The organism is Stenotrophomonas sp. YJH_SMC_91, from assembly GCF_059368495.1.
Map to the genome: position 1 here is coordinate 33,098 of NZ_JCAFRT010000004.1, position 19,937 is coordinate 53,034.

Consider the following 19,937-nt stretch of genomic DNA (forward strand, 5'->3'; position numbering starts at 1 on the left):
CAGCGTCGGGGTGATCACTTCACCCTCGGGGGACAACAACGCCCGGGCGCGACGTCGGTTGACGCTACTGCCGATTCCATTCATCCGCCGGACAGTCGCCGCCACTGCGACAACCTGGGGCTATGCTGTGCCCATGGCGATACATGGCGACAGAGACGACGAACTGCGACTTTTCCAGACCGGCGAGCACCCCTGCGGGTACTGGTCGGACCGGGTGGCACGCGACCTGGTGCTGGACCCGAACGACCGCCGCCTCGGCGCGCTCTATCCACTGGCACTGAGCTGGGGCTTCCGCCGCAGTGGCGACCTGGTCTATCGGCCGCACTGCGCGCACTGCCAGGCCTGCGTCGCAGTGCGGATCCCGGTGGCACGCTTCGCTCCGGACCGCAGCCAACGCCGCTGCGCCGCCCGCAATGCCGACCTGGAGGTGCGGATCACCGCCGCCACCGCTCGCGACGACCTGTTCGCGCTGTATCACCGCTACCTCACCCACCGCCACGCCAACGGCGGCATGGACGACCATGGACCGCACGAGTTCGAGCAGTTCCTGATCGGCAGCTGGTCGCACACCCGCTTCATGGAAATGCGCCTGCCCGGCCACGACGGCCAGCCCAGCCAGCTGCTGGGGGTGGCGGTGACCGACGTCACCGAGCACGGGCTGTCGGCGGTCTACACCTTCTTCGACCCGGACCATGCCGCGCGCGGGCTGGGCACCTTCGCGATCCTGCAACAGATCGAATGGGCGCGCCGCGAGGGCCTGCCGCACGTGTATCTGGGCTACTGGATCCGCGGCCACCAGAAGATGGACTACAAGCGTCGCTTCCATCCGCTGGAAGCCTACGATGGCCGCCGCTGGCACGATTTCGACAACGATCTGGACGGGCGCTGACAAACCGCTGACACCGGGCCGGGTGCACAATACGGCCCATGAACATGACCCGCCGCCATCCCCTGATCCTCGCCCTGGCCCTGCTCTGCGGCGCCACCGCCCCTGCCTTCGCCACGTCCCCCGCGATGACCGAAAAGCCGTCCGCAGCGCTGCGCCTGGCCACCTACAACACCTCGCTGTACTCCGACGACGCCGGTGGCCTGATCAAGGAACTGGAAGGCGACAGCGAGCACGCGCGCAAGATCGCCGCAGTGCTGCAGCAGGTGCGCCCGGACCTGGTGCTGCTGAACGAATTCGATTTCGACGACGCCCATCGCGCCGCCGACCTGTTCCAGAAGCGCTACCTGGAAGTGGCCCAGCCTGGCGGCGGCAAGCCGCTGCACTTCGCCTACCGCTACCTGGCACCGGTCAATACCGGCGTGCCCAGCGGGCTGGACCTGGACAACAACGGCGTGGTCGGTGGCGAAGGCCGCAGCCGCGGCAACGATGCATGGGGTTACGGCCTGCACCCGGGCCAGTACGGCATGCTGGTGCTGTCGCGCTACCCGATCGATGAAGCCAAGGTGCGCAGCTTCCAGCTTCTGAAGTGGAGCGCGATGCCCGGTGCGATCCGCCCGGTCGATCCGCGTACCGGCCAGAGCTTCTACAACGACCACGTGTGGTCGCAGCTGCGCCTGTCGTCGAAGTCGCATTGGGACGTGCCGGTGAAGACCCCGGCCGGCGTGGTGCATGCGCTGGTCTCGCACCCGACCCCGCCGGTGTTCGACGGTCCGGAGAAGCGCAACGCGGCGCGCAACCACGACGAACTGCGCCTGTGGCAGGAATACCTGTCCAAGGGTGACAAGCCGTGGCTGTGCGACGACAAGGGCCAGTGCGGCGGCCTGGCGCAGGACGCGCGCTTCGTGATCCTCGGCGACCTCAACAATGACCCGGTCGATGGCGATGGCCGCCATGAGGCGATCGTCGAACTGATCGAGAACGCCCGCGTGCTGCGCTACCCCACCCCGCGCAGCGTCGGCGGCGAGCAGACCAGCCTGGCCTATGCAGCCAAGGGCATCGAGCGCAAGGGCGCACCGTTCCACGCCACCGGCGACTTCGGCCCGAAGTCCGGCACCATGCGCCTGGACTACGTGCTGCCCTCGACCGGTTTCGAATACGTCGGCAGCGGTATCTTCTGGCCGGCCAATGAAAGCCCGGAAGCGAAGATCGCCGACGGCAGCGACCATCATCTGGTGTGGGTGGACGTGCGGTAGAGCAGCGTACCGACCAACGGTCGGTACCCACCGGGTTTCGGTAGGCGACGACCGTTGGTCGTCGCTCCTTTCTCAGGGGCGCAGTTCGACGCCGATGGCTTCGGCGGCATCACGCGCGATGGCGCGTGCTTCGTCGATGGTTTCCGCGCGCGCCAGGGTCACGCCCACGCGACGATGACCGTGCACGCTCGGCTTGCCGAACAGGCGCACGGCGGTGTCCGGCACCTGCAGCGCGGCGGCGACGTTGTTGAAGTACGGCACGCCCTCGCCGTGTGCCAGCAATGCGCACGATGCCGACGGGCCGCTCTGGCGGATCACCGGAATCGGCAGGCCAAGGATGGCGCGCGCATGCAGCGCGAATTCGCTCAGTTCCTGCGATACCAGCGTCACCAGGCCGGTGTCGTGCGGGCGCGGCGACACTTCGCTGAACCACACCTCATCACCCTTCACGAACAGCTCGACGCCGAACAGGCCCCAGCCGCCAAGGTCGTCGGTGATCGCGCGCGAAATCTCTTCGGCACTCGCCAGTGCCGCGCTCGACATCGGCTGCGGCTGCCAGCTTTCGCGGTAATCACCATCCTTCTGCAGATGGCCGATCGGCGCGCAGAACGAGGTGCCGCCGGCATGGCGCACGGTCAGCAGGGTGATCTCGTAATCGAAATCGATGAAGCCTTCGACGATGCAGCGGCCGGCACCGGCACGGCCACCGGTCTGCGCGTAGTCCCATGCCGGGGCGATGTCCGCCTCGCTGCGCAGGGTGCTCTGGCCCTTGCCCGAGGACGACATCACCGGCTTGACCACGCACGGCAGGCCGATGGCGGCCACGGCAGCACGGTATTCGGCCTCGGTATCGACGAAGCGGTACGGCGAGGTCGGCAGGCCCAGGGTCTCGGCGGCCAGGCGGCGGATGCCTTCGCGGTCCATGGTCAGGCGCGCAGCGCGCGCGGTTGGGATCACCCGCAGGCCCTGTTCCTGTTCCAGCTGGACCAGGGTTTCGGTGTGGATGGCCTCGATCTCCGGCACCACCAGGTGCGGCTGCTCCTGGGCGATCAGCGCACGCAGGGCCATCGCGTCGAGCATGTCGATCACGTGCGAACGGTGCGCGACCTGCATGGCCGGCGCATCGGCATAGCGATCGGCGGCGATCACCTCCACGCCCAGCCGCTGCAGCTCGATGGCCACCTCCTTGCCGAGTTCGCCCGAGCCCAGCAGCAGCACGCGGGTGGCGGAGGGGGACAACGGAGTTCCAAGCTTGGCCATGGCGGTTCCAGCAGCGATGTGAAGGCGGGTGGGCATTCTAGCTGGCCGACCGCCCCGGCCACGGCATCCGACGAACGGTAACCGACAAGTGATATCACTTTGATATCTTAATTCCGAACCCTCAAGGACGTACCGCCATGAAAGAGAAGTCGCTGTCTTCCCTCAACGGCCTCGGCACGCTGGCCGGCGCCCTGCTCGTCGCCCTCGCTGGCGCCGCCCTGTTCGTACTGGGAGTGGCAGCCAAGGCCAGTGCCGGCTCGCCCAATCTGTTGCTGATGCTGCTGGGCGCCCTGCTGGTGGCGCTGGGCGTGTTCATCCTGGCAGGCCTGTACACCATCCAGCCCAACCAGGCCGCCGTGCTGAGCCTGTTCGGCAAGTACGTGGGCACCGTGAAGGACAACGGCCTGCGCTGGAACAACCCCTTCTTCGCCAAGCGCCGGGTCAGCCAGCGCGTGCGCAACTTCGAGAGCGGCAAGCTGAAGGTCAACGAGCTGGACGGCAGCCCGATCGAGATCGCCGCGGTGATCGTCTGGCAGGTGGTCGATGCCTCCGAGGCGGTCTACAACGTGGACGACTACGAGAGCTTCGTGCACATCCAGTCCGAATCCGCGCTGCGCGCGATGGCCACCAGCTACCCCTACGACCAGCACGAGGATGGCCAGCTGGCCCTGCGCAGCCACGCCAGCGAGATTTCCCAGCACCTGAAGAACGAGCTGGCCGAGCGTCTGGCCGACGCCGGCGTGCAGGTGATCGACGCACGCATCAGCCACCTGGCCTACGCCGCTGAAATTGCCCAGGCGATGCTGCAGCGTCAGCAGGCCAACGCGGTGATCGCCGCGCGCACGCGCATCGTGGCCGGTGCCGTCGGCATGGTCGAAATGGCCCTGGCCGAACTGCAGAAGAATGGCGTGGTTGAACTGGACGAGGAACGCAAGGCGCACATGGTCAGCAACCTGCTGACCGTGCTGTGCTCGGACCGCGGCACCCAACCGATCGTCAACGCCGGTTCGCTTTACTGAGCCATCCTCGCAACGGGGTGCCCCACCGCCCCGCCAGGAGTTTTCATGAGTGAGAAGAAAGCCTATCCGCTGCGCATCAATGCCGAGGTCCTGGCCGCGGCACAGCGCTGGGCTGACGACGAGCTGCGCAGCCTCAACGCGCAGATCGAATACGTACTGCGCGACGCCTTGCGCAAGGCAGGACGCCTGCCGAGACCCAAGCCATCGCCGGAGGACAAGGAATGAGCAAGCGCTGGAGCTACCAGACCATCGAGGTCAAGACGTCCATGATGGGTGTACTCAAGCCCGAGGACATCCAGGCCGAACTCAGCCGCCAGGGCCAACTGGGCTGGGAACTGGTCAACATCATCATCCCGGCGCCGATGCGCCCGGCGATGCTGGTGTTCAAGAAGGAGGCCTGAACCATGGGCGGCAGCGACCCGAAACCCTTTGACGTGGCCGAGAGCTCGCCGCTGCGCGTGCTCTGGATCGTGCTGCCGCTGCTGGCTGCCTTCGTGGCCTGCCTGTATGCGCAGCTGTACAAGGCACCGGCGAGCGCACCCTGGATCGAAGTAACGCTGTCGCCGCCCTGGTTCCGGATGGGCGGCAGTGCGGCATGGAGCCTGCTGGTGATTGCCCTGCTGGGCATTGGACTGGGCACGGCCTTCTTCCGCCGCCGGGTGGAACTGGCCGGCGATGTGCTGGACGTCCGTTCAACGATGTACCGGCGGCGGGTGCCGGTGGCGCAGTTGCGGCTGGACCAGGCCGAGGTGGTCGACCTGCAGCGTGACCGCCGCTACGGCATCCGTGTCAAAACCAATGGCTATTCAATGCCGGGCTTCTACTCGGGCCACTTTCGCCTGCAGGGAGGCGGCAAGGGCTTCGCCCTGGTCACCGACCGTGCGCGGGTGCTCGCCCTGCCGGTCAGTGATGGCAGCACGCTGCTGCTCAGTGTGGACCGGCCGCAGGCGCTGCTCGATGCGCTGCGCAAGGTGGCCGCGTCGGCGCCACGGCAGTAAGCTGCGGCGATGCAACGACGCGCCCCCCTGCTGATCAATACCGAGGCCATCGAGCTGTGGCCCGCCGACTTGCTGCGCGCGCGCAGCAACCTGGACGCACGCCTGCTGTCACAGGCGCGTTGGGTGCTGCGGCGCAAGCGTGATGGCCGCTATCTGGCCGCGGTGCTGGCGAGCGGCGTCCATTCGCTGATACCGCGCCTGCCGCGCGAACCCGGGGTCGAGGAAGCATTGGCACTGCTGGATGCCGCGGCTGCACGGCCCTTCGGCGCCGGACTGGAAGATCAGTGGCTGCCGCTGGCGGGGCTACAGCAGCGCCTTCAGCAGTTGGGATTGGATCCACAGCATTACGCCGACGACAGCGGCCTGCCGCTGGAATCCGAGCCGTGCCTGCTGCACTTCGCCAGTCGCGACCGCTTCGCACGCCCGTTGTGGCTGCGCCGTGGCGCCGCGCAGGGTTGGCGGCGGATGCGACTGCACGCGGCACAGGATGGAATTGCGCTGGACGCCATCTCCGGCTTCCGCAGCCATGCCTACCAGTTGGGCATCTTCGAACGGAAGCTGGCGCGCGGCTTGAGCGTGGCCGAGATCCTGAAGGTGAATGCCGCACCGGGTTTCAGCGAACACCACAGCGGCCACGCGCTGGACATCGGCACACCGGGCGACGCCCCGGCCGAAGAATCATTCGAAACCACTGACGCGTTCGCGTGGCTGCAGGCGCATGCCGGCGGGCACGGCTTCCATCTGAGTTACCCGCGCGACAACCCGCACGGCATCGTCTACGAACCGTGGCACTGGTGCTGGAGACCGGCCAACGGCTGAGCCCCTCGTGGCGAAAGCCTGGAGCGGTCAGCGCATGGCTGCGGGATGGAACAAGAGAGCAAAGACAAAAGCCGGTCGCTTCGCTCGAAGCCTCTACAACGGATCAGCGCGCGGCTGTTGGGTCCGCCTTCAAGCGAGCCGAGCACCGCAGGTCCGGCGAGGGCGAAGAGGTGCGGGTGTCTGAGCGCAGCGAGTTCCCGCACCGCCCCTCGACGGGCCGAGGAGCGCAGGGGACCGGTGCGCAGCACCGGCTCGCGGCCGGCGGCGCGTTTCTTTTGGTTACTTTTCTTTTCGCGCGAAAAGAAAAGTAACGCCCATGGACGGTGCAGATCGCATCAGCATGGATCGAAGAAACAACCTCGACTCAGTCACCGCCTCAACGCATTGATCGCCAGCAACACCCACCCGGCCATCATGCTGGTGCCCCCGATCGGCGCCATCCGCGTCGGCCACTGCCACAAGGCGCCGCCCACCAGGCTGCCGGAAAACAGCAACACGCCCAGCAGCAGCACGTACAGCGCCAGGTGCGCGGTCGCCCCCTGCGCACGCGGGCCAAGCGCCACCAGCACCGCGCCATGCGCGAACGCATACAGTGCCGCCATGTTCAGGTGCTGCTGCGCCAGCGGGTCGGCCACACCGTGCGATGCGTAGGCGGACAGGCCGATCGAGGCCGCCGCCAGCAGCGCACCAAGGCAGGCCAGCAGGGAAGGCTTACGTGCGCGACGTTCCAGGTTGAACATGGGGGCTCCTTGCACAGCGCCCTTTCCGGGCGCCAGATGAAAAAAAACGCGCCGCAATGAGCGGCGCGTTTTCGTGTCCAACACTACATGGGTCAGCCGAGGCTTACTTGACGGCCCAGTAAATGTCGTAGGTACCTTCCGGGGTGAACGACTTGTCGATGCCATCCTTCCAGGTTTCGTACGGACGGTCGATCACTTCGTTGCCGGAGGTCACAGCCCAGGCGCGCAGGCCGTTGCGGGCAACGTCCAGACCCGCCATGTGGCCGGTGTAGGCCGCATGTGCCGAGCGGTGCGGAGCCACGTGCACATACTTCACCGGAGCGCCACCGTCGATCTTGACGGTCAGGGCTTCAGCGGTGGCACCTTCAGCACCCTTCTTCTTCACCGGCTGGGCGATGTCGAAGGCGTACTTCTCCTGGCCGAAGTCGGTGGTGATGATGCGGAACGGACCGGCGGCTTCAAGGCCATTGGCCTCCATCACGCGCTTGATCCACTCCTGGTTGTCCTTGATGGACTTGGTGATCGTGTCCTGACCGCGGTCCACGTTACCGGCGTTGACGACCAGCAGATCCTCAGCCGGCACATCGACGATGGCCAGATCGGTCAGCGGGGCTTCCGGCGTGCGGTAGTCGACGTTCGGGACGGTAGCCAGCATGTTGGCCATGCGCGACAGGCCCATCTTGATGTCGTCGCCGATCTGGCGGCTGACATACAGGCCTGCATAACGGCCGAACAGGTCGAAGCCGTACTTCACCGAGTAGTCCTGGGTGATCTTCACGTTGCGGCCACCCTTGCCGGTCGGCTCCAGGGTGAAGGTGGTGACCTTGTCGTGACCCTTGGTGGCGTCTTCGATGGCGATCGCAACGCGCTTGTTCTCTTCGGCGTCGGTGATCTTCCAGGAGCCGGTGCCCAGGTCCTTGGAGGTGAAGTCCAGGGTGGCACCCTTGCCGGAGGCCGGGCCGGACAGCTTCAGTTCAACGGCGGGATCGCGCAGTACCAGCGGGTTCCAGTCCTTGAAGCGGCGCAGGCTGCTGACCGTGTCGTACACGATCGTCATCTTGCGGTTGGTCTCGATGCTTTCGGTGATGTGACGCTCGCCCGGCAGACATACGCCAATGATGACGAACAGGCCAGCCACGATCCCCAAGGCGATCAGGAACTCGATAATACGGGTCATTCAGAGAGTCTCCGGGGCCGATCCCACGGCCGGGTTGATTGAAGCGAAGCGCCAATCCTAGCAGGCTTCGCGGGCATTGTTTATCGGGATTGGCGCACCGGTTTCCCTGCCGGCTGCGTATTTGTATGGACAAAGAATTCGAAGGGTAACGCATACCGCTGCCCGGCAAGTAGGGGGGCACCTTGGCCGGAACACCCTGCCACCACCCAAGTCTTTGTACCGAAACGATTTTCCTCAGACCAGTTGGAGTTCGAACGCCTTCAGTACCGCGCGCGTACGGTCGCGCACACCCAGCTTGGAGAGGATGTTGGACACGTGGTTCTTGATGGTGCCCTCGGCCACGCCCAGCGAGTTGGCGATCTCCTTGTTGGAGAAGCCGCTGGCCATCAGCCGCAGGATCTCGGTCTCGCGGTCGGTCAGCGGGTCCGGGCGGTCCAGGCTGACGAACTCGTTGCGCATGTGCTCCAGGCCCGACAACAGGCGCTGGGTCACCGCCGGCTGTACCAGCGAACCACCCTCGGCCACGGTACGGATGGCACCGACCAGCTGTGCCAGGGTCACATCCTTGAGCAGGTAACCCTTGGCACCGGCCTTGAGGCCAGCCAGCACCAGCTGATCGTCATCGAAGGTGGTGAGGATGATGGTCGGCGGCAGCTGTTCCTGCCGCGACAGCACCTGCAGCGCTTCCAGTCCGGACATCACCGGCATGCGCATGTCCATCAGGACCACGTCGGGGCGCACCTGCGGGATCAGCTCGACCGCCTGCCGGCCATCGCCGGCCTCGGCCACCACCTCGATGCCATCGTCGAGCGCCAGCAGGGAGCGGATTCCCTGCCGCACCAGGGTTTGGTCATCGACCAGGCAGACGCGAATCATCAACGTACTCCTTCAGGAACCTTGGTAAGGGCGGCCACCAGCACCGTTGCCGGCACCGTTGCCCGCAGGCGGAAGCCTTCACCGGGACGGGTCTCGATCTGCAGCTGGCCACCACATTGTTGCAGGCGCTCGCGCATGCCGCGCAAGCCATTGCCCACATTGACCATGTCCGCGCCGACACCGTCGTCGCGGGCCTCCACCACCACCCGGTCCGGGGCTTCACGGTACACCTTGATCCACAGGTGGCGCGCACCGGCGTGGCGCACCGCGTTGGTGATGATCTCCTGCGTGCAGCGCAGCAGGACGTGGGCCCGCTGGGGATCTTCCACGTTCAGCGGATCCTCGATCTCCAGCTGGATGTCCAGCGAGGGCACGTTCTCGGTCAGCGGGCGCAGCGCCGCGGCCAGGTCGATCGCACCGGTCTCGCGCAGCTGGCTGACCACCTCGCGCACGTTGCCCAGCAGCAGTTTGGCCAAGGTGTGGGAGCGCTTCACGTGCTCCAGCGCCTGCCGTTCGGCCAGGTGCCCGGCCACTTCCAGGTTCAGGGTCAGCGCGGTCAGCTGGTGGCCCAGCAGGTCATGCAGCTCGCGCGAGATGCGGGTGCGCTCATTGACGCGGGCACTCTCGGCAAGCAAGGCGCGGGTGGCACGCAACTCTGAATTGAGCCGGCGCTGTTCGTCGCGCGCCTCGGTCTGCTGCCGGGCAACCAGGCTGGTCACGAAGATGAACATGGAAAAGCCGCCGTACAGCAGCGACTGCATCACCGCTTCGAACAACGGGAAGCGCAGCAGCAAGTAGTAGACCGGGGCCACCGCCAGTTGGCTGACCAGCAGCCACAGCACGCCCAGCCGCACCGACAGCATCCACGGGATGACCCCGGCGGCCACCATCATCAGGATGCTGCCCAGGCCCGAGCCGCTGAGGAAGCTGACGCCCAGCGCCGAAATCGTCAGCAGCAGCAGCAGGCCGCGGTCCAGCCAGCTGGTGGGGCTGTCGCTGCGCAGGATGCGGGTCAGCCAGTAATAGGAGGTGCCGAAGGACAGGTAGGCGACGAACAGCAGGACCGCCCAGCCGCCCATGTCACCGCGGCTGTGCAGGTTCTCGAACTGCGAGTACGCCAGGGGCAGACCGACCATGACCCAGGTGAACAGGCCGGCCAGGCGAAGGACGCGGGTATGGCTGAGGACTCCCAACATGCCAGCACTCTACGGGCCCGGCCTGCACACCGCACCCCACGGAAGTCATGCCTGCCCGGTCGCCTGTTCATGCCGCAGCCCACCCCGGGCATGCAATAATCGTGCGCAGGGTCCCTTGATGGACCAACCGCGTTACCCCACGGAGTCACAATGTCGATTGTCATCCGCGACGTGCGCGAGCACGAGCTCGATTCCGTCCTGGCTTTGAACAACAACGCTGGCCTGGCCATCCTTCCCCTGGATGCGGCCCGCCTGCGCCTGTTCTATGAAACCGCTGAGTATTTCCGCGTCGCCGAGCGCGACGGCAACCTGGCCGGCTTCCTGATCGGCTTCGGCAGCGACAGCCAGCACGACAGCAGCAACTTCGCCTGGTTCAAGCAGCAGCTGGACACCCCCTTCTTCTACATCGACCGCATCGTGGTCGCCAGCCGCCGCCGCGGCGGTGGCGTCGGCCGTGCGTTCTATGCCGACGCGCAGAGCTTTGCCGAGCTGCGCTACCCGCAGATGACCTGCGAAGTCTTCCTCGACCACGGCGCCGATGCCGCCCTGCTCTTCCACGGCAGCTTCGGCTTCCGCGAGCTGGGCCAGAACACCATGGCCCAGGTCGATGTGCGTGCCAGCATGCTGGCCAAGGAACTGTGCAGCTACCCGTGGGTCCAGGAGACCTACGGCGGCAAGCTGCCGGATGTGGCATGGACACGCGCCCGGCAGCTGCCGGCGCAGGCACAGCGGCCGACGGGGACCTGAGCGTGGCGGTGAATTTCGATTACGAACAGGCCGGTGAACTGAAGATCGGCCAGGTGGGCATCGCCAACCTTCGCATCCGTACCCTTGATGTCGAACGCCTCGTGCAGGAAATGCGCGAGCGCGTGACCCGTGCGCCGAAGCTGTTCGGCCGCGCGGCGGTGATCCTCGATTTCGGCGGCCTGAGCCAGGTTCCGGACGTGGCCACCGCACAGGCGCTGGTCGATGGCCTGCGCAGCGCCGGCGTGCTGCCGGTGGCGCTGGCTTATGGCACCAGCGCGGTCGACCTGCTCTCGCAGCAGCTCGGCCTGCCGCTGCTGGCCAAGTTCCGCGCCCAGTACGAACGTGCCGAGGCCGAAGCGGCTCCGCCGCCGTCCGCGCCGGAACCGCGCCGCGCCGCGCGCGCCGAACCGAAGCCAGCCCCGGCCGCACCGGTAGCCAAGATCGCCGATGCAGCCGCGCCGCAGCCGGGCCGCATGCAGCTGGGCAACGTGCGTTCGGGCCAGCAGCTGTACGCGGAGAACTGCGACCTGACCGTGATGGCCACCGTCGGCGCCGGCGCCGAGGTCATCGCCGATGGCAGCATCCATATCTACGGCACCCTACGCGGCCGCGCGCTGGCAGGGGCCCAGGGCAACACCGCGGCACGCATCTTCTGCCGTGATTTCCATGCGGAACTGGTGGCCATTGCAGGCCACTACAAGGTACTGGACGATGTTCCGGACAACCTGCGCGGCAAGGCCGTGCAGGTGTGGCTGGAACAGGACCAGATCAAGATCGCTGCGCTGGACTGACGCAGCCCCAAACTAATGCAGAACCAGGAGAAGTCCTTTGGCTGAAATCATCGTAGTCACCTCCGGCAAGGGCGGCGTGGGCAAGACCACTTCCAGCGCGAGCCTGGCCTGTGGCCTGGCGCGGCGCGGCAAGAAGGTGGCGGTGATCGACTTCGACGTCGGCCTGCGCAACCTCGACCTGATCATGGGGTGCGAACGCCGCGTGGTGTACGACTTCGTCAACGTCGTGCATGGCGAAGCCACCCTCAAGCAGGCCCTGATCAAGGACAAGCGCTTCGACAACCTGTATGTGTTGGCCGCCTCGCAGACCCGCGACAAGGACGCACTGACCCAGGAAGGCGTGGGCAAGGTCCTGAAGGACCTGGCCGCCGATGGCTTCGATTACATCATCTGCGACTCGCCGGCCGGCATCGAAAAGGGAGCATTCCTGGCGATGTACTTCGCCGACCGCGCCGTGGTGGTGGTGAACCCGGAAGTGTCCTCGGTGCGCGACTCCGACCGCATCATCGGCCTGCTGGACTCGAAGACCCACAAGGCCGAATCCGGCCAGAACGTGCCTGCCTTCCTGCTGCTGACCCGCTACACCCCGCTGCGCGTGGAAACCGGCGAGATGCTGAGCATCGCCGACGTCGAGGAAGTGCTGGGGCTGAAGGCCATCGGCGTGATCCCCGAATCGGGCGACGTGCTCAATGCCTCCAACAAGGGCGAACCGGTGATCCTGGATGTCGAATCCGCTGCCGGCCAGGCGTATGACGACGCCGTCGCGCGCATCCTTGGCGAAGATCGCCCGATGCGCTTCACCAGCGTCGAGAAGAAGGGCTTCTTCAGCAAGCTGTTCGGAGGGTAAGCATGGGCCTGTTCGATTTCCTCAAAGCGAAGAAGACCACCGCCGAAACCGCAAAGAACCGCCTGCAGATCATCATCGCGCAGGAACGCAGCCACCGCGGTGGCCCGGACTACCTGCCGCTGCTGCAGCGCGAGCTGCTGGAAGTGATCAAGAAGTACGTGAACATCGACGTCGATGCGGTCAAGGTCGACCTGGTGAAGGATGGCCAGCACGATGTGCTGGACATCTCCGTGGCGCTGCCTGAAGGCCCGGACAAACCCTGATGCCCCGCCCCGCCCGTGCCTGCATGGGCGGGGCCGCGTGACCTGCATGACCGATACGACAACCGCCGTGGACATCACCTGCGTGGGCGACATCGCCTTCGCCGACGCGCAGTGCCTGCTCGCCGCGCATGGCCTTCGCCTGCACCACGTGGCCGCAGGCGAACCGATTCCCGGCAGCTACTGGGGCGAGCCCGAGGCGGGCATCATCGCCAGCAATGTCTATGTGCGCGATGACACCCCGGTGCATTCGATGCTGCATGAAGCCTGCCACCTGATCGTATTGCCGCCGGAGCGGCGCGCGCAGGTGCACACCGACGCTACCGATTCGGTGGCCGAGGAAGATGCCACCTGCTACCTGCAGATCGTGCTGGCCGGACAGCTGCCTGGTGTTGGCAGTGCGCGGTTGATGGCCGACATGGATGCCTGGGGGTACACGTATCGGCTGGGGTCGACACAGGCGTGGTTCGAGCAGGACGCCGAAGACGCGAAGGCGTGGCTGGTCGAACGCGGGTTGCCAGTGGCGTGATTCACCGGGAACCGGGGTCAGATCCCTTTTGCGTCGCAAAAGGGATCTGACCCCATCACCCCATCGCCGTATCAGCCCTGCCCTGCCAGCGCGCGCAGAGTGATGCCGACGATGTAGGCCAGGTACGTGCCGGTGGCATAGCCCATCGTGCCCAGCAGCACGCCCACCGGCGCCAGTGCCGGATGGAACGCCGCGGCCACCACCGGCGCCGAGGCCGGTCCACCGATGTTCGACTGCGAACCGATGGCGAAATAGAAGAACGGCACCTTCAGCAGCTTGCCCAGGCACCACAGCAGCACGATGTGCACGGCAATCCAGATCAGGCCGAGCAGGAACAGCCACGGGCGATCCAGCAGCGCCAGCAGATCCATCTGCATGCCGATGCAGGCGATCAGGAAGTACAGCAGCAGCGAGCCCAGGCGCGATGCGCCCGCGCCTTCCAGCGTGCGCGCACGGGTGAAGCTCAGGCTCAGGCCCAGCGTGGTCGACAGCACCACCACCCACACGAACGGCGCGTCCAGGCTGAACTGCGAGGCCCAGCTGACGTTGGCCTTGAACCAGGCTGCCAGCGGCGCGCCGATGGCGTGCGAGAGGCCCACGCCGCCGAAGGCCACCGCCACGATCAGCATCAGGTCGGTGAGGCTGGGAATGCGCTCATGTTCGGCCTGGAAGCGCGCGATGCGCTCCTTCAGTTCATCGATGGCCGAGGTATCGGCGCCACTGCGCGCGTCGATCTTCGCTGCCCGCCCCGCCAGGAAGATCAGTGCGGCCATCCACACGTAGCCGACACCGACATCGACCACCGCGAACTGGCCGAACGTGGTCGCATTGACGTCGAATACTTCGCGCATCGCCAGCATGTTGGCACCGCCGCCAATCCAGCTGCCTGCCAATGCGGCCATGCCGGCCCAGGTGTCACCGGCCACGGTCTCCGGATGCAGCGCGCGCATCGCCAGGAACGCCACCACCGCACCGAGCATGATGCTGGCCGAGGCGCCCAGGTACATCAGCACCAGCTTCGGGCCCAGCCGCAGGATGCCCTTGATGTCCACCGCCAGGGTCAGCAGGATCAGCGCTGCCGGCAGCAGGATGTCGCGGGCGATCGGGTTGTAGAGCTTGGTGTTCTGGCCATCGATCAGGCCGACGGTGTTGTAGATGCCGGGAATCAGGTAGCACAGCAGCAGCGCCGGCACGAACGTGTAGAAGCGCTTCCACAGGCCCTGCTCGCGCGAAGCGGTCCAGAACACGGCGCCAAGGGTGGCGGCGATCAAACCGAAGACGACGATGTCGTTCTGGATCATGCAGGTGCTCTGGGTAGAGCCGGCCGCTGGCCGGCTGCTGTTGGCGGCGGATCATGAGGATGTGCCGACCAACGGTCGGCCCCCACCGGTAAAGCAGATGGCGAAACAAAAGCGCCGCCCCGAAGGGCGGCGCTGCAGTCATCAGTTGCCGATGTGCTGCTTCAGCCAGGCATTGACGGTGTCATGCCACAGGATGCTGTTGTTCGGCTTCAGCACCCAGTGGTTTTCATCCGGGAAGTACAGGAACTTCGATTCGATGCCTTGGCGCTGGGCAGCGGTGAACGCGGCCAGGCCCTGCTCGACCGGAATGCGGAAGTCCTGCTGGCCGTGGATGACCAGGATCGGCTTCTTCCAGTCCGCCACGTGGTTGACCGGGTTGAACTTCTCGTAGTTCGCGGCCTTCTGGTACGGCGTGCCGCCCTGCTCCCACTCGGTGAACCACAGCTCTTCGGTGGCGTAGCCCATCATGCGCTGGTCGAACACGCCGTCGTGGTTGACCAGGCACTTGAACGGGCTGTTCCAGTTGCCGGCGATCCAGTTGACCATGAAGCCGCCGTAGCTGGCGCCCAGCGCACAGGCCTTGTCACCGTTGAGGAAGGAGTACTTCTTCAGCGCCGCGTCCCAGCCCTTCTGCAGGTCTTCCAGCGGGCGGTCGCCCCAGTGCTGGCTGATCGCATCGGTGAAGGCCTGTCCGTAGCCTGTGGAACCGTGGAAGTCGATCATCACCACGGCGTAGCCCTGGCCCGCGTAGGTCTGCGGATTCCAACGGTAGCTCCAGCCATTGCCGAAGCTGCCCTGCGGGCCACCGTGGATCAGGAACGCGACCGGGTAGGACTTGCCTTCCTGGTAGTTGTGTGGCTTGACCACATAGCCATGCACGGTGTCGTTGTTCCAGCCCTTGAACTCGAACTGTTCGTAGTCGCCGAAGCTGACCTCCTTCAGCACCTCACCAGCGGCCGGGGTCAGCGCGCGCAGTTCGCCGATGGCCTCGCCCGCAGCCGGCAGCAGGCCGACCAGCACCTGGTCGTTGCTCTTCAGGCTGTTGCGGGTGATCGCCACGCTGTTGCCGGCCACATCCACCGCGGTCACGCTGCCGTCGCCGATCAGCCTGGTGGCCTTGCCGCTGGCCACGTCGATCTGGAACAGCGGGTGTTCGCCAAGGTCATCGGCCGTGGTGTAGATGCTGGCACCATCGGCGGACAGGGTGATGCCGCCCGCCGAGCGATCCCACTGCGGCGCGATTTCGCGGGTCTTGCCGCTGGCCAGGTCCATCGCCATCAGACCGAAGCGGTCGGCCTCGAAGCCCGGGCGCTTCATCGCACGGTAGAACAGCGTCTTGCCGTCCGCGCTGAACACCGGGCCGGCATCCCAGGCCGGGTTGGAGGCGGTCAGGTTGACTGGCGCCTGCTTGCCGGCGGCGTCGAAGCGGTACAGGTCGAAGTTGGTCGACCACGGCTCCTGCTTGCCGGCCACGCGGATGCTGGCCACCACGCTGGCGCCGTCCGGCGACCACGCGAAGTCATCATTGCCGCCGAACGGCTTGGACGGCGCATCACCATCGATGGTCGCGCTCAGCGCCGACGCGCCCTTGACCGCACCGGCCTTGGCCGTCGGCAGCGGAGCGACGAACAGGGTGTTGCGGCGACCGTCGTTCCAGGTGTCCCAGTGGCGCACGAACAGCGAATCCCACACCTGGCCGCTGGCCTTGGCGTCCTTCTTTTCCTTCAGCTTCTTCTCGGTGCAGGCCAGGTCCGAGGCACAGTCCTGGAACACGCCGGCGCTGAACAGCACGCGGTCGTCCTGCGGCGACACGTGGTAGCTGTCCACGTCGACCGGGAAATCGGTCAGCTGGCGCGGAGCACCGCCGCTGATCGGCTGCGCGTACAGCTGCTGGCTGCCGTTCCTGGCACTAAGGAAATACACGGTCTGGCCATCGGCCGACAGCGAAGCGGAATTGACGTTCCAGCCGGCCGGGGTGATCTGCTTCGGCGGCGCCGCATCGCGGGTACGCAGGTTGCGCGCGAACAGCGCGGTGGAGGCCTTCAGGTTGGCATCGACGCTGCGCTTGGCGAACACCACGGTGCCACCGTCAGCGGTCAGCACCGGCGCGGAGACGCGGTCCATGGCCACCATGTCGCGGACTTCCAGGCCACGGGCAGCGGCGACGCTGGGCAGGGCGGCCAGCAGGCTCAGTGGCAGCAGGGCATGACGCAGTTTCATCGGGGTCTCCGCAGGACGGCAAAAAACCGATGGTAGGCCCGTGCGGCCGGGGCTGCCAAGGCCATCGGTCATGGCTGCCTGCGGCAATCGCCAGAAACAGCAAACCGCGCCGTAGCGCGGTCTGCGGTAGTGCCGGCCGCTGGCCGGCAACCAGGGGTATCACGGGATTCCGGGATTGCCGGCCAGCGGCCGGCACTACCCGTTGAACCCAGGGGCAGAGCCCCCTTACGCCTTGGCGTACTTGCCGGTGCGGTAGATCAGCCAGCCGACCAGGAACAGCACGGCCAGGCCGATCCACTGCGCGCCCGGCAGGTGGAACGGCACGGCCAGCACGTCGGCGCGGCTGCTGACCACGATCGGAATCGCGATGGCGATGCCCATCAGCGCTTCGCCGGTGATCAGCCCCGCGGCGAACAGCACGCCCGGCTTGTGCACGCGGTCGCGGCCTTCTTCGTCATCGGCGCGCACCTTGTGGAAGCGCTCGACCAGGTGGGCGATCAGGCCGCCGAGGAAGATCGGCACCATCAGCTCCAGCGGCAGGTAGATGCCGATGGCGGCGGCCAGCACCGGCACGCGGAAGCGGGCGTTGCGCGCCTTCAGCCAGCTGTCGAAGGCGATGATGGCGGCACCGACCACGGCACCGATGCCGATGAAGGTCCACGGCAGTTCACCACCGAACAGGCCCTTGGCCACCGAGGCCATCAGGTTGGCCTGCGGTGCGGCCAGCGCGTTCGGGTGCAGCTCGGACTTCACGCCGATGCCGTAGGCGGTGGCCAGCAGGTTCAGCACCGGGGCCATGATCAGCGCACACGAGAAGGCACCGATGCCCAGCATCAGCTGCTGCTTCCACGGGGTGGCGCCGACGATGTAGCCGGCCTTGAGGTCCTGCAGGTTGTCACCACCAACCGCAGCGGCGCAGCACACCACCGCGCCGATCATGATGGCGGCCACGGCGCCCAGCGGCGCGCCGCCGGCACCGACCGGCTTCAGGCCGTCGGCGCCCAGCAGCACGACCAGCACGGCCGAGGCGAACAGGATGGTGGAGATGGTGATGCCCGAGACCGGGTTGTTGGACGAACCGATCAGGCCGGCCAGGTAGGCCGAGACCGAAACGAACAGGAAACCGGCGACGATCATGATGAGGGTCATCGGGATCGACACGTGCCACTGGCCGACGATGGCCTGGTACAGGGCCAGGAGCGGCAGCACGAAGACCACCAGGGCCACCAGCATCCACTTCATCGGCAGGTCGCGCTCGGTGTGCGCCAGCACCGGGCCACCGCTCTTGCGGGCGGCGGCAAAGCCGCTCTTGACGCCGTTGAGCAGCGACTTGCGCAGCGAGATCAAGGTCCAGATGCCACCGATCAGCATCGCGCCGACACCCAGGTAGCGCATCTTCGCGCCCCAGATGGCGAACGCCGCCTCGGTGGACGAAGCCGCGGCAACCGACGCGGCCAGTGCCGGATCGGTGTTCATGAAGAACGCCTGGTAGATCGGAATGGCGATGTGCCAGGTCAGGATCGAACCGGACACCACCACGATGCCGACGTTGAGGCCGACGATGTAGCCCACGCCCAGCAGTGCCGGCGACAGGTTGGTACCGATGAAGGCGGTGACCTTGGAGCTGCCGACGTAGGCCGAGGTGGCCCAGGCATCCGGGATCAGGCGCATGCCGCTTTCCGCGGCCAGCTTGACGAAGGCACCGATCACCGCCGACAGGCCGAGGATCTTCAGGCCCGGGCCCGGATTCTCACCGGCCTTGAGCACTTCGGCCGCAGCCTTGCCTTCCGGGAACGGAAGCGGGTCTTCGACGATCATCGAACGACGCAGCGGCACCGAGAACAACACGCCCAGCAGGCCGCCGAGGCCGGCGATGCCCAGCACCCACCAGTACTTGAAGTCCGGCCAGTAGCCCATGATCACCAGCGCCGGGATGGTGAAGATCACACCGGCGGCGATCGACGAACCGGCCGAAGCACCGGTTTGCACGATGTTGTTTTCAAGGATGGAGCCACCGCCCAGCAGGCGCAGCACGCCCATGGAAATCACCGCGGCGGGAATGGCGGTGGCGATGGTCAGGCCTGCGAACAGACCGAGGTAGGCGTTTGCGGCCGACAGCACCACCGCCAGCACGATGGCCAGGGCCACTGCGCGGAAGGTGAGCTGCTTGGGCGCAGCGTCGTGGTTCATGGAAGCCCCTGCTGGCAAAAAATCCCTTGCACGCTAGCGTTCAGGAGGCAGCAAGTCCAGTGCGGTTCGGGAGGGTTGCGGCCAGGTCGGCAGTGAGATAGTCGCTTCTGGCCAAACTCGGCCAACGCATCAAGCGCATGGGGCACATCCCGGAGGGCTGCCGGGCCTCGCGGTCTCTTGTCCTGCAGGGGCCAGGCCAACCAGTACTGCAGCATTCCAGCCATCATCGTTTGAAGTGCCTCAACGCCCCGTGCATCGTGTTCATGATCTGAACCGATGACGCTGAGCCGCCCGATGAACAACCCACTGCGGATCCGCCCGATCAAATCACCGGTCGTGGCTGTCGTGACCCTGACCTGCCTGATGCCGCTTTGCGATTACGCATCTGCCTGGAGCCGCATTGGCGCAGTCGAGATCACCGACCACGCCGGCAAACCTTGTTTCGGACTACCCAGGAAGGAGCGCAAGCGTATCGGTAAAACTCCGGAGGTGTTTGGTGTGGAGGTGCATGACGCAATTACTCCACCGCTGCGGCGGCAATGGTCGTTCTACTTTGCCCATCCCGCATCAATCCCACTTCCACCCGAAGCCTGCGTGGTCTACGGAGAAGTGCCAGCCAACGCCATTTCAAAGCAGACGGCGATGCCGCTGCAGCCCGGACGCCTGTACGACGTTTCGCTGTCGGCCACCAGGACCGGCGCCACGCAACACCACAGCGCCCGATTCTGCTTGAAGGCCAACCCCGACGGGAGCCTGCGAGCGATCCAGGTCCACTACGACGAGGCGCTGGGCTGGAGCCCCTCGGTTTGCCTGCCCTGAGCCGAC

21 protein-coding genes are annotated in these 19,937 nt (G+C 66.2%); 13 read left to right on the plus strand and 8 right to left on the minus strand.

Annotated elements, in window-relative coordinates; genetic code table 11:
- Positions 1-133 precede the first annotated feature (133 nt).
- Both AC5P5X_RS07245 and AC5P5X_RS07250 read left to right on the plus strand, forming a co-directional pair.
- Complete coding sequence (locus tag AC5P5X_RS07245) at positions 134-889, plus strand: arginyltransferase (RefSeq protein ID WP_005408547.1); 756 nt, start codon at positions 134-136, stop codon at positions 887-889.
- Between the two features lie 38 nt (positions 890-927).
- A complete protein-coding gene (locus AC5P5X_RS07250) occupies positions 928-2,142 on the plus strand; it encodes an endonuclease/exonuclease/phosphatase family protein (protein WP_005412618.1) in 1,215 nt (404 codons plus the stop codon).
- A 72-nt stretch (positions 2,143-2,214) separates the two neighbouring features.
- Here AC5P5X_RS07250 and purT read toward each other — a convergent pair whose 3' ends face one another.
- On the minus strand, positions 2,215-3,402 hold the full coding sequence (gene purT / locus AC5P5X_RS07255; protein ID WP_111189235.1) for a formate-dependent phosphoribosylglycinamide formyltransferase: 1,188 nt from the start codon (positions 3,400-3,402) through the stop codon (positions 2,215-2,217).
- 137 nt (positions 3,403-3,539) lie between these two features.
- Here purT and AC5P5X_RS07260 point away from each other — a divergent pair, with 137 nt between their 5' ends.
- From AC5P5X_RS07260 to AC5P5X_RS07280, 5 genes are read left to right on the plus strand one after another with little or no spacing between them, the layout of a single operon-like run.
- On the plus strand, positions 3,540-4,421 hold the full coding sequence (locus AC5P5X_RS07260; RefSeq protein WP_005412616.1) for an SPFH domain-containing protein: 882 nt from the start codon (positions 3,540-3,542) through the stop codon (positions 4,419-4,421).
- A 45-nt stretch (positions 4,422-4,466) separates the two neighbouring features.
- Positions 4,467-4,646: a type II toxin-antitoxin system antitoxin gene (locus tag AC5P5X_RS07265; protein WP_049404701.1), complete on the plus strand. Its 180-nt coding sequence runs from the start codon at positions 4,467-4,469 to the stop codon at positions 4,644-4,646.
- Positions 4,643-4,822 carry a DUF4177 domain-containing protein gene (locus AC5P5X_RS07270; protein ID WP_005412614.1) on the plus strand — a complete coding sequence of 60 codons (180 nt, stop codon included), beginning with the start codon at positions 4,643-4,645 and terminating at the stop codon, positions 4,820-4,822. Before AC5P5X_RS07265 ends, AC5P5X_RS07270 begins: the two co-directional genes overlap by 4 nt.
- Positions 4,823-4,825: 3 nt before the next feature.
- Complete coding sequence (locus AC5P5X_RS07275; RefSeq protein ID WP_024956285.1) at positions 4,826-5,419, plus strand: PH domain-containing protein; 594 nt, start codon at positions 4,826-4,828, stop codon at positions 5,417-5,419.
- Positions 5,420-5,428: 9 nt separating this feature from the next.
- On the plus strand, positions 5,429-6,238 hold the full coding sequence (locus AC5P5X_RS07280) for a M15 family metallopeptidase (RefSeq protein WP_099484789.1): 810 nt from the start codon (positions 5,429-5,431) through the stop codon (positions 6,236-6,238).
- Between the two features lie 368 nt (positions 6,239-6,606).
- On the opposite strand, the gene AC5P5X_RS07285 is transcribed toward AC5P5X_RS07280, so the two are convergent.
- The 4 genes from AC5P5X_RS07285 to AC5P5X_RS07300 form a co-directional block, all read right to left on the minus strand.
- Positions 6,607-6,978, minus strand: coding sequence for a DUF423 domain-containing protein (locus AC5P5X_RS07285; protein WP_005408539.1), 372 nt, complete (start codon positions 6,976-6,978; stop codon positions 6,607-6,609).
- A gap of 103 nt (positions 6,979-7,081) precedes the next feature.
- Positions 7,082-8,155, minus strand: a complete 1,074-nt coding sequence (locus tag AC5P5X_RS07290) for a polyketide cyclase (protein ID WP_005408538.1) — start codon at positions 8,153-8,155, stop codon at positions 7,082-7,084.
- A 234-nt stretch (positions 8,156-8,389) separates the two neighbouring features.
- Positions 8,390-9,031, minus strand: coding sequence for a response regulator (locus AC5P5X_RS07295; RefSeq protein ID WP_005408537.1), 642 nt, complete (start codon positions 9,029-9,031; stop codon positions 8,390-8,392).
- Positions 9,031-10,227: a sensor histidine kinase gene (locus AC5P5X_RS07300; RefSeq protein ID WP_495215942.1), complete on the minus strand. Its 1,197-nt coding sequence runs from the start codon at positions 10,225-10,227 to the stop codon at positions 9,031-9,033. The genes AC5P5X_RS07295 and AC5P5X_RS07300 overlap by 1 nt, the downstream gene beginning before the upstream one ends.
- 150 nt (positions 10,228-10,377) lie before the next feature.
- On the opposite strand from AC5P5X_RS07300, the gene AC5P5X_RS07305 reads away from it, so the two are divergent.
- From AC5P5X_RS07305 to AC5P5X_RS07325, 5 genes are read left to right on the plus strand one after another with little or no spacing between them, the layout of a single operon-like run.
- Positions 10,378-10,974 carry a GNAT family N-acetyltransferase gene (locus tag AC5P5X_RS07305; protein ID WP_005408535.1) on the plus strand — a complete coding sequence of 199 codons (597 nt, stop codon included), beginning with the start codon at positions 10,378-10,380 and terminating at the stop codon, positions 10,972-10,974.
- On the plus strand, positions 10,920-11,765 hold the full coding sequence (gene minC / locus AC5P5X_RS07310) for a septum site-determining protein MinC (RefSeq protein WP_099498120.1): 846 nt from the start codon (positions 10,920-10,922) through the stop codon (positions 11,763-11,765). The genes AC5P5X_RS07305 and minC overlap by 55 nt, the downstream gene beginning before the upstream one ends.
- Positions 11,766-11,802: 37 nt before the next feature.
- Positions 11,803-12,612 carry a septum site-determining protein MinD gene (gene minD, locus AC5P5X_RS07315; protein ID WP_005408533.1) on the plus strand — a complete coding sequence of 270 codons (810 nt, stop codon included), beginning with the start codon at positions 11,803-11,805 and terminating at the stop codon, positions 12,610-12,612.
- Positions 12,613-12,614: 2 nt separating this feature from the next.
- Complete coding sequence (minE, locus tag AC5P5X_RS07320) at positions 12,615-12,875, plus strand: cell division topological specificity factor MinE (RefSeq protein WP_005408532.1); 261 nt, start codon at positions 12,615-12,617, stop codon at positions 12,873-12,875.
- A gap of 46 nt (positions 12,876-12,921) precedes the next feature.
- Complete coding sequence (locus tag AC5P5X_RS07325; RefSeq protein WP_005408531.1) at positions 12,922-13,401, plus strand: hypothetical protein; 480 nt, start codon at positions 12,922-12,924, stop codon at positions 13,399-13,401.
- Between the two features lie 71 nt (positions 13,402-13,472).
- On the opposite strand, the gene AC5P5X_RS07330 is transcribed toward AC5P5X_RS07325, so the two are convergent.
- The 3 genes from AC5P5X_RS07330 to AC5P5X_RS07340 all read right to left on the minus strand — a co-directional run bounded on the left by AC5P5X_RS07330 (position 13,473) and on the right by AC5P5X_RS07340 (position 19,112).
- Positions 13,473-14,702 carry a DUF819 family protein gene (locus AC5P5X_RS07330; RefSeq protein ID WP_005408530.1) on the minus strand — a complete coding sequence of 410 codons (1,230 nt, stop codon included), beginning with the start codon at positions 14,700-14,702 and terminating at the stop codon, positions 13,473-13,475.
- 141 nt (positions 14,703-14,843) lie between these two features.
- Positions 14,844-16,922, minus strand: a complete 2,079-nt coding sequence (locus tag AC5P5X_RS07335; protein WP_005408529.1) for an alpha/beta hydrolase family protein — start codon at positions 16,920-16,922, stop codon at positions 14,844-14,846.
- Positions 16,923-17,147: 225 nt separating this feature from the next.
- The gene (locus AC5P5X_RS07340; protein WP_005408528.1) at positions 17,148-19,112 is read right to left on the minus strand and encodes an OPT family oligopeptide transporter; all 1,965 of its coding nucleotides are present in this window, start codon (positions 19,110-19,112) and stop codon (positions 17,148-17,150) included.
- A 276-nt stretch (positions 19,113-19,388) separates the two neighbouring features.
- Between AC5P5X_RS07340 and AC5P5X_RS07345 the strand changes: the two genes are divergently transcribed.
- The gene (locus tag AC5P5X_RS07345) at positions 19,389-19,931 is read left to right on the plus strand and encodes a hypothetical protein (protein ID WP_231110267.1); all 543 of its coding nucleotides are present in this window, start codon (positions 19,389-19,391) and stop codon (positions 19,929-19,931) included.
- The last annotated feature ends 6 nt before the right edge of the window (positions 19,932-19,937 follow it).

Bases quoted from the DNA above. Each gene is read 5' to 3' on its own strand.
- AC5P5X_RS07245 (WP_005408547.1), top strand. From the start codon at position 134: ATGGCGATACATGGCGACAGAGACGACGAACTGCGACTTTTCCAGACC.
- AC5P5X_RS07250 (WP_005412618.1), top strand. From the start codon at position 928: ATGAACATGACCCGCCGCCATCCCCTGATCCTCGCCCTGGCCCTGCTC.
- purT (WP_111189235.1), bottom strand. From the start codon at position 3,402: ATGGCCAAGCTTGGAACTCCGTTGTCCCCCTCCGCCACCCGCGTGCTG.
- AC5P5X_RS07260 (WP_005412616.1), top strand. From the start codon at position 3,540: ATGAAAGAGAAGTCGCTGTCTTCCCTCAACGGCCTCGGCACGCTGGCC.
- AC5P5X_RS07265 (WP_049404701.1), top strand. From the start codon at position 4,467: ATGAGTGAGAAGAAAGCCTATCCGCTGCGCATCAATGCCGAGGTCCTG.
- AC5P5X_RS07270 (WP_005412614.1), top strand. From the start codon at position 4,643: ATGAGCAAGCGCTGGAGCTACCAGACCATCGAGGTCAAGACGTCCATG.
- AC5P5X_RS07275 (WP_024956285.1), top strand. From the start codon at position 4,826: ATGGGCGGCAGCGACCCGAAACCCTTTGACGTGGCCGAGAGCTCGCCG.
- AC5P5X_RS07280 (WP_099484789.1), top strand. From the start codon at position 5,429: ATGCAACGACGCGCCCCCCTGCTGATCAATACCGAGGCCATCGAGCTG.
- AC5P5X_RS07285 (WP_005408539.1), bottom strand. From the start codon at position 6,978: ATGTTCAACCTGGAACGTCGCGCACGTAAGCCTTCCCTGCTGGCCTGC.
- AC5P5X_RS07290 (WP_005408538.1), bottom strand. From the start codon at position 8,155: ATGACCCGTATTATCGAGTTCCTGATCGCCTTGGGGATCGTGGCTGGC.
- AC5P5X_RS07295 (WP_005408537.1), bottom strand. From the start codon at position 9,031: ATGATTCGCGTCTGCCTGGTCGATGACCAAACCCTGGTGCGGCAGGGA.
- AC5P5X_RS07300 (WP_495215942.1), bottom strand. From the start codon at position 10,227: ATGTTGGGAGTCCTCAGCCATACCCGCGTCCTTCGCCTGGCCGGCCTG.
- AC5P5X_RS07305 (WP_005408535.1), top strand. From the start codon at position 10,378: ATGTCGATTGTCATCCGCGACGTGCGCGAGCACGAGCTCGATTCCGTC.
- minC (WP_099498120.1), top strand. From the start codon at position 10,920: ATGGACACGCGCCCGGCAGCTGCCGGCGCAGGCACAGCGGCCGACGGG.
- minE (WP_005408532.1), top strand. From the start codon at position 12,615: ATGGGCCTGTTCGATTTCCTCAAAGCGAAGAAGACCACCGCCGAAACC.
- AC5P5X_RS07325 (WP_005408531.1), top strand. From the start codon at position 12,922: ATGACCGATACGACAACCGCCGTGGACATCACCTGCGTGGGCGACATC.
- AC5P5X_RS07330 (WP_005408530.1), bottom strand. From the start codon at position 14,702: ATGATCCAGAACGACATCGTCGTCTTCGGTTTGATCGCCGCCACCCTT.
- AC5P5X_RS07335 (WP_005408529.1), bottom strand. From the start codon at position 16,922: ATGAAACTGCGTCATGCCCTGCTGCCACTGAGCCTGCTGGCCGCCCTG.
- AC5P5X_RS07340 (WP_005408528.1), bottom strand. From the start codon at position 19,112: ATGAACCACGACGCTGCGCCCAAGCAGCTCACCTTCCGCGCAGTGGCC.
- AC5P5X_RS07345 (WP_231110267.1), top strand. From the start codon at position 19,389: ATGACGCTGAGCCGCCCGATGAACAACCCACTGCGGATCCGCCCGATC.